This window comes from Novacetimonas hansenii JCM 7643 (assembly GCF_000964405.1).
Classification (GTDB): Bacteria; Pseudomonadota; Alphaproteobacteria; order Acetobacterales; family Acetobacteraceae; genus Novacetimonas; species Novacetimonas hansenii.
Window position 1 is genome coordinate 1 of the sequence record NZ_BANE01000326.1, and the last position, 8,091, is coordinate 8,091.

Annotated in this window: 6 protein-coding genes; 4 read left to right on the top strand and 2 right to left on the bottom strand. The window is 61.1% G+C overall.

Annotated elements, in window-relative coordinates:
* Window positions 1–235 precede the first annotated feature (235 nt).
* The gene (locus B7G66_RS16060) at window positions 236–1,537 is read right to left on the bottom strand and encodes an MFS transporter (RefSeq protein WP_003621157.1); all 1,302 of its coding nucleotides are present in this window, start codon (window positions 1,535–1,537) and stop codon (window positions 236–238) included.
* Between the two features lie 94 nt (window positions 1,538–1,631).
* Window positions 1,632–2,969 carry a dicarboxylate/amino acid:cation symporter gene (locus B7G66_RS16065; RefSeq protein WP_003621155.1) on the bottom strand — a complete coding sequence of 446 codons (1,338 nt, stop codon included), beginning with the start codon at window positions 2,967–2,969 and terminating at the stop codon, window positions 1,632–1,634.
* Between the two features lie 253 nt (window positions 2,970–3,222).
* Here B7G66_RS16065 and B7G66_RS16070 point away from each other — a divergent pair, with 253 nt between their 5' ends.
* The 4 genes from B7G66_RS16070 to B7G66_RS16085 all read left to right on the top strand — a co-directional run.
* On the top strand, window positions 3,223–4,500 hold the full coding sequence (locus tag B7G66_RS16070) for a DNA recombination protein RmuC (RefSeq protein WP_048859392.1): 1,278 nt from the start codon (window positions 3,223–3,225) through the stop codon (window positions 4,498–4,500).
* 52 nt (window positions 4,501–4,552) lie between these two features.
* Window positions 4,553–5,290: a response regulator transcription factor gene (locus B7G66_RS16075; protein WP_040510971.1), complete on the top strand. Its 738-nt coding sequence runs from the start codon at window positions 4,553–4,555 to the stop codon at window positions 5,288–5,290.
* The gene (locus B7G66_RS16080; RefSeq protein ID WP_003621146.1) at window positions 5,277–6,701 is read left to right on the top strand and encodes a sensor histidine kinase; all 1,425 of its coding nucleotides are present in this window, start codon (window positions 5,277–5,279) and stop codon (window positions 6,699–6,701) included. Before B7G66_RS16075 ends, B7G66_RS16080 begins: the two co-directional genes overlap by 14 nt.
* 188 nt (window positions 6,702–6,889) lie before the next feature.
* On the top strand, window positions 6,890–8,091 hold a 1,202-nt coding region (locus tag B7G66_RS16085), incomplete at its 3' end, for an efflux RND transporter permease subunit (RefSeq protein ID WP_048859391.1).

Here is an 8,091-nt window from a genome sequence, read left to right on the forward strand (position 1 = left end):
GAAGACGCCGCCTTTTTTCAAAAAGGCGGCACCCAAAAACTTTTGTTGTTTTTTATCAATGGTTTGTTTTCAAACAATATCTGAGCAGCGACCCGTAAAGATGGCGCAGCAAAACAGTGTGCAATAAAACATTGCGAACCTCAAATAGGTTTAGGGTCGGCCGCACCTAACGCTTTGGAAAGACGTTTCCTTTTGATGGGAAGGCAACGTCTGGAAACGTTTGTTTCACAACGGTCTATGTCTCTGTGGTGATTGCATCCCGCGATGGCAGCAAGAACAGCACCGTCAGCAAAGAACAGGCGATGCAGCCCGTGACATACCAGTAAAACCAGTCCTCATGCCCGGCCTGTTTGAACCACAGGGCCACATATTCCGCCGTTCCGCCAAATATGGACACCGTCAGCGCATAAGGCAGCGCCACGCCAAGGGCGCGGATACGCGCGGGAAACAGTTCTGCCTTGACCACCGCGTTGATGGATGTGTAGCCCGAAATGCACAGCAGCGCCGTAACCAGCAGCAGCAGTGCCGTCACGGGGGAATGGGCATGCGCCAGTGCGTGCATCAACGGGACGGTGACGCTGCATCCGATGATCCCGAATGACAGCAGCATCGGCCGCCGCCCGACACGATCCGACAGTGCGCCAAAAAGGGGCTGCGCCAGCGCGAATGCGGCCAGTGCGGTGGTGGAGATGACCGTCGAGGCTTCCTTGGTCAGGCCGGTCGTGTTGACGAGGTATTTTTGCATATAGATGGTGAAGGTATAGAACGCGACCGTCCCGCCAAGCGTCAGGCCACAGACGGAGACGACCTCTCTCGGGTGATGCAGCAGTACGCGCAGGCCGCCTTTTGCCGCCGGGTCGCGGGTTGCCCTGCTGAACTGCTCGCTTTCGGCCATGCCGCGCCTGAACCATAATACCGACAGCGCCAGCAGCGCGCCGATGCCGAACGGGATGCGCCACCCCCATGCCCCGATCTGTTGTGGTGTCAGTACAACGAACTGCAAGACCAGCAGCACGACAAGGGCGAGCAACTGCCCGGCCACCAGCGTGACGTACTGGAAACTGGCATAAAACCCGCGTTGCGCCGGGGGGGCGATTTCCGACAGGTATGTGGCGCTGGCGCCGTATTCCCCACCAAGGCTGAGCCCCTGCACCAGGCGTGCAAGCAGCAGGATGGCCGGCGCCAGGACGCCGATGCTGTCATATCCGGGACACAGCGCGATCGTCAGTGACCCCACGCACATCGCCAGCACTGACGTGCTGAGTGCAAAGCGACGTCCGTGTCGGTCGGCCACCAGCCCCATGATCCATCCCCCGATCGGGCGCATCAGGAACCCGATGGCAAAGATCGCCGCACTACGCAGAAGTTCTGCGGTCTGGTTCCCATGGGGGAAGAACGCATGGGCGAAATACAGCGAAAATGCCGCATAAACGTACCAGTCGTAATATTCGATCAGGTTGCCTGATGATCCGGCGATGATGCTGTGTATCCGCTGGCGCGTGGTCAGCGGGACATGGGGCGTGGGGGTGATGTCCATATAATTCCGAACGGTCCTGCGTCTGGGATGAAAGGGGGAGGTCTCTGCGATAATGCGAATATGATGAAGGCATTACGTCAGGTATTGTGTTGCGTCAGGCGTTGTAAGGCCCGGCGTTCAGGATCGGGCGATCGGCCTCATCTTCGGGGATGGTCCCGCTCAACGCGGCATGCAGGCGTTTTGTGTCCAGTTCATTTTCCCATCGCGCCAGTACAAGGGTGGCAACCGCATTGCCGATGATGTTCGTCAGCGACCGGCATTCCGACATGAAACGGTCGATCCCCAAAATCAGGGCCATGCCGCTGACGGGGACATCGGGTACCACCGCAAGTGTGGCCGCCAGTGTGACGAACCCCGCACCCGTCACGCCTGCCGCCCCTTTGGAACTGATCATCGCGACAAGCAGGAGTGAGACCTGCTGCCCCAGGTCCAGATGCACCCCGGTCGCCTGTGCAATGAACAGGGCGGACAGCGACATGTAGATATTGGTGCCATCAAGGTTGAAGGAATATCCCATGGGCACCACCAGCCCGACAACAGACGGCGCACAGCCTGCGTTCTCCATCTTGGTCATCAGTGTGGGCAGCGCGGATTCCGATGAACTCGTGCCCAGAACGATCAGCAGCTCTTCGCGCAGGTAGGCCAGCAGCGGCAGGATGCGAAACCCGTTATACCGTGCGACCAGTCCCAGCACGACAATGATGAACAGCGCCGACGTGGCGTAGAAAGTGGCGACAAGGAACGCAAGGTCCAGCACGGAACCGATGCCAAAACGCCCGATGGTGAACGCCATCGCCCCGAACGCCCCGACCGGTGCGGCCAGCATCACGAGCCGTACGACCCCAAAGACAAGTTCGGTCAACTGCTTGAACAGCGACAGGACCGCATGTCCGCGCGCGCCCATGTGCGACAGGCTGATACTGAACAGGATCGCAATCAGCAGCACTTGCAGGATATCACCCGAAACAAAGGCGCTGAGTACGGTGTCGGGGATGATGTTCAGCATGAACCCGCTGAAGGAATGGGCCTGTGCGCGTGCCACGAACGCGGCAACGGACTGGGTATCCAGTGTCGACAGGTCTGCATGCACACCTGCGCCGGGCCGCACGATATTGGCCACCAGCATTCCCACCACCAGTGCAAGGGTGGAAAATGTCAGGAAATAGACCATCGCCTTCCCCGCAAGGCGCCCGGCCTTGCCAAGGTCCGACAGGCCCGCGACACCGGTGACGACCGTCAGGAAAATGACTGGCGGGATGATCATCTTGACCAGCCGGATGAATCCATCGCCCAGCGGACGCAGCGCGGTTCCCGCATGGGGCCAGAAATGGCCGACCGCAATGCCTGCGACAACCGCAACGATGACCTGGAAATACAGGCTCCGAAACAGGGAACGCCGCTTTGGCGCGGTTGGCGGGGACACGTCGATCATGGTTGGCGCCTTGGTCAGGAAATCAGGTCCGGATGTGCCGGGAAAACGCGGAAGGGGATGCAGCCTATCGCGCCCCTGGCATATCGGGGATTGAAAAACTGGTGACCTGCCCGGAGGTAAAGGCCACAGCCGACATAGCATGAAGGGCAGATATTCCAAAAATGTATGGTCGGCCTGTTATATCTGCATTACAGGCTGTGGACATGTTTTGTTCTTTTGAATGGGAATCAATGGCTTTGGGGGGATATCAACCTTGTTCGATACGCTGAGCACGATCGCGATCTGGGCATCCGCGCTGGGGGCGGGGCTTGCGTGCCTGCTGCTGCTGGTGCTGCTGCGCCAGCGTGGGGACGGGCGCGGCGAAGAAGACCTGCTGGCGCGGCTGTATGTCATGATGGAGCGTGAAGGCACCGCCCGCATGGCCGATGCGCAGAACCAGCGCGGGCACCTTGCAGAGGTTGAACGCGTCCTGACCAGCCGGATCGAGCAGCGCCATCAGGACACATCCCAGGGCCTGGGACGCATCGCCAGTATCGTCAGCCGCGAGATGGGGGAAATGCGCCTCAGCCAGTCCGAGGCCCTGCGCATGATGGCCGCCGAGAGCGCCAGCCAGCTTGAGGCCATCCGCAGCGCAGTCAATGAGCGCCTGCACGAAGCGGTCGAGCGTCAGATGCAGACTTCGTTCCAGCGTGTGCTGGAACAGCTTGCCGCCATGCAGAAGGCGATGGGCGAAGTCTCGGCCATGACCGCGCAGGTGGGCGATCTCAAGCGGCTGTTTTCCAACGTCAAGACGCGCGGCGGGTGGGGGGAGGCACAGTTGCGGGCCATCCTTGATGATGTGCTGCCCGAAGGGGCGTACGAAATGAACTGCCGCCTGAGCGACAAGAGCCGCGATGTGGTGGAATTCGCCGTGCGTATGCCCGTCAGGGCATCCGTGCCCCCATTGCTGGCGATTGATTCCAAGTTCCCGACCGAGGCGTATGAACGGCTGTTGCAGGCGGTCGAGGACGTCAACCCCGACGCCGAACGCGCGGCCCGCCGCGCGCTGGAGACGACGTTGCGCATCGAGGCGCGCAAGATCGCGGCCAAATATATCCAGCCCCCCGTGACCGTGGAATTCGCCGTCCTCTACCTGCCGACCGACGGGCTGTATGCGGAGGTCGCGCGCATTCCCGGCCTGATTGACGAAATCGGCCGCACCAGCCGTGTCATCATCATGGGGCCGGGCCTGATGCCTGCGATGCTGCGTACGATTCACCTTGGCTATGTCACGCTGGCGCTGGAAAAGCGTACGGACGATATCGCCCGCCTGCTGGGGGCCACGCGGCAGGAAATGCTGCGGATGGATGACGTGCTTGAAAAACTGGCGCGCAATGCATCCGCCATGACGAATTCGATCGACGAGGCGCGGCGCCGTACCGGTATCGTGACGCGACAGTTACGCGACCTTGACACCGCTTCGTTCGTTGGGGACATGACGGAAGATCCCCTGTGCGAGGCAACCCCGCCTGTCGCCGCGCCGTTCGAGTGAAAGGGATTTTAATAGGCGCACGCCGCCTCCCTCGCGCATATTCGGAGATGCAATGATAGGTCCCACACCCCCTGATCGCGTTGACACCATGCCCCCCCCGGCCACGTCCACCGGGCCAAGCGTGCTGTTGGTTGAAGATGACGTCAAGATTGCGCAGGAAGTGGTGGAGGAACTCGAAAGTCGCCGTTTCCGGGTCCGTCATGAGGTATCCGGCTCCCTGGGACTGGAGGTCGGGCTTGCCCATGATTTCGACGTGATGATCGTCGATCGCATGCTGCCCGAACTGGATGGCCTCAGCCTGATCGAAACGTTGCGCGAACGCCGGGTGCGTGCGCCCGTGCTGGTGCTTTCCGCATTGTCGGCAGTCGATGACCGTGTCAGCGGCCTGAAGGCTGGCGGCGACGATTACCTGACCAAGCCCTTTGCGATGGAGGAACTGGCCGCGCGGCTGGAGGCGTTGCTGCGCCGTCCCAACAACTCGCGCGAGACGATGTTGCATGCCGGCCCGCTGGCGATGGACCTGATCGAACGCACCGTGACCCGCAATGGGGAACTGATCGAGCTGCTGCCGCGCGAATTCCGGCTGCTGGAATACCTGATGCGCAGGCCCGACCAGGTGCTGACGCGCAATATGCTGCTGGAGGATGTGTGGAATTACCGCTTCATCCCGCAGACCAACCTTGTTGACGTGCATATCGGCAAGCTGCGGCGCAAGGTGGATGAACCCGGTGCGCCCTCGCTGATCCAGAGCATACGCGGCGCCGGGTTCATGCTTCGTGTTTCAAAATGAACTGTTCCGCACCGCGACATTCCGCCTGACACTGGCGGTTGTCGCGGCCATGATCGGGTCCGCCGCGTTCCAGTTCTTCCTGGGCTACAGCCAGGCCACCGTGTTCGAGGCGCGGCGTTCGGACACATTGCTGTATCGCGAAGCCGCCCTGCTGCAGACCGAAAGCGCCGAGGATCTGGAACGCAAGGTCCGTGACCGCGCGACCGATGACCTGCGCGTCATCATGAATGTCACGACGCTGTTCAGTCAGGACCATCAGTATATCGTGGGCGACCTGCATAACTGGCCCGCCGGGCTGGTGGCGGACGGCCATGTTCATGAAATCAACATCAAGCCCCCCGTCAGGGCCACGCCGACCGATCATTCCCCGGGTGTCCTGCGCATGCTTGCGGTCGGGGTGCGCGGCGGGCGTGTCCTTGTGCTGGGGCGAAGCTGGCATATGCGCAGCGAACTGCGCCTGATGATGCGCCATTCGCTGCTGGTGTCGATCGTGCCCACGGTGCTGTTCGCGCTGATGACCGGCATCGTGCTCAGCCACCGTGCGCTTGCCCGCGTCAAGGACATGCACGAGGCCATCGACCGCATCATGGAAGGCGACCTGCACGAACGCCTGCCCGCCGGCCGACAGCGTGACGACCTCCAGCGCCTTGCGGGAAGCGTCAACAGGATGCTCGACCGCCTTGAACGCCTGATGGACGAGATACGTGACGTTGGCAACGATATCGCCCATGACCTGCGCACGCCGCTGACACGGGTGCGCGCGCGTCTTGACCGGGCGCGCGCGGCAGGACATTCGGCAGAGGCGCTGCGCAATGTCATTGCGCGCGCCATTGACGACCTTGACCAGTCCTTTGCCGTCATTACCGCGCTGCTGCGTATTGGTGAGATCGAGAACGGCCGCCGTCGGGTGGGGTTCGCGAGGGTGGACCTCGACAGCCTGGCCGATGACATTATCGACCTTTATGAACCGATTGCCGAAAGCAAGGGCATTACGCTTGCGCATGTGCGCGGACAACGGGTGGGAGAGGTGTTTGGCGACCGCGACCTGTTGATCGAGGTGCTGGCCAACCTGGTGGATAACGCCATGAAGTTCACCCCCGAAGGCGGTCATGTCACGATCCGCACGTCCGAGGACGCACAGGGTGTGGTGTTACAGGTCGAAGATACGGGAATCGGCATCCCGCCCGAGGAACGAAGGGCGGTGACGGGGCGTTTCTATCGGTCCGACAAAAGCAGGCATGTCCCCGGAAGCGGGCTGGGGCTGAGCCTTGTATGGGCGATCGTGCAACTTCATAACGCCAGCCTGCGTATTGGTGCGGCGCGGTGCGACACTGCCCTGCCGGGTGCGGTTTTCACGATCTGTTTCGCCCCCCTTTCGCACACGCTCATCCCCGGCGAGGAGGCGGCGTGAAGGACATTAAACAGAATTTTCATTTGTCTGGAGCGTTCCTCATTTTAACACCAGATGAGGGATGGAGAGATTATGACGATGCATGAGCAAGCCTTGCCGGGCGCACGCGATGGGAACATCCTGTCCCTGCCCGCAACGGAAAACGCGGTCGATGGCCGCACTCCAGCGCCGGAGGAAATAACCCGCGCATGAATGGTATCGTTGTTACCGCGCTCAAGCGGCCTTACACATTCGTCGTCCTGTCCATCCTGATTGTTGTTTTCGGCGTGCGTGGCCTGCTGCGTACGCCCACCGACGTTTTCCCCAGCATCAATATCCCCGTCGTCGCGATCTGCTGGACCTATACCGGCCTGATGCCGGAGGACATGTCAGGACGTGTCGTCTATTATTATGAACGTGCGCTGACCGCGACGGTCAACAATATCGAACATATCGAAAGCCAGTCCTATTACGGGCGTGGCATCGTCAAGGTCTTCTTCCAGCCCGGCACGGATACCGCCGTGGCCCAGACGCAGATCACATCGGTATCACAGACGGTCATCAAACAGATGCCCGCGGGCATGACCCCGCCGCTGGTGCTGACCTATAACGCGTCCTCTGTCCCGGTGCTGACGTTGCAGGTGTCGTCTGATTCGATGACCGCCTCGCAGATCTATGACATGTCGTCCAACCTGATCCGCCCCGCGCTGGTGTCGGTCGCGGGCGCCGCCATTCCGAACCCCTATGGCGGGCAGCCGGGCAACATCATGGTTGATCTGGACCAGACGAAGCTGCTGGCGCATGGCCTGTCGGCAACCGATATCGGCAATGCACTGGGCAAGCAGAACATCGTGCTGCCTGCCGGTGACCAGCAGATTGGCGCCTTCGATTACATGGTGCAGACCAATGCCTCGCCAGAGGTGATCGACACCTTCAACAACATGCCGATCAAGCAGGAAGGCAATTCCGTCGTCTACCTGCGTGATGTGGCATGGGTGCATGCCGGCGGCCCGCCGCAGACCAATATGGTGCTGGTCAAGGGGCACCAGGCGGTCCTGATTGTCATCATGAAAAGTGGTGACGCCTCCACGCTTGCGGTCGTCAGCGGGGTCAAGGCGCTGCTGCCGGGTATCATAAAGACGCTGCCGGCCGGGGTGAACATCACCGTGCTGGGCGATGCCTCCACCTTTGTGAAGGAGGCTGTGCGCGACGTGGTGCAGGAAATGGGCACTGCGGCGCTGCTGACCAGTCTGGTCGTGCTGCTGTTCCTCGGGTCATGGCGATCGACGGTCATCATCGCAACCTCCATCCCGCTGGCGATGCTGTGTTCGGTCATCGGGCTGGGGATGGCGGGGCAGACGATCAACGTCATGACGCTTGGCGGGCTTGCGCTGGCGGTTGGTATCCTTGT

What these genes read in the sequence shown, in the direction of transcription:
- B7G66_RS16065 (WP_003621155.1), bottom strand. Translation starts at nt 2,969, where the DNA reads ATGATCGACGTGTCCCCGCCAACCGCGCCAAAGCGGCGTTCCCTGTTT.
- B7G66_RS16075 (WP_040510971.1), top strand. Translation starts at nt 4,553, where the DNA reads ATGATAGGTCCCACACCCCCTGATCGCGTTGACACCATGCCCCCCCCG.
- B7G66_RS16060 (WP_003621157.1), bottom strand. Translation starts at nt 1,537, where the DNA reads ATGGACATCACCCCCACGCCCCATGTCCCGCTGACCACGCGCCAGCGG.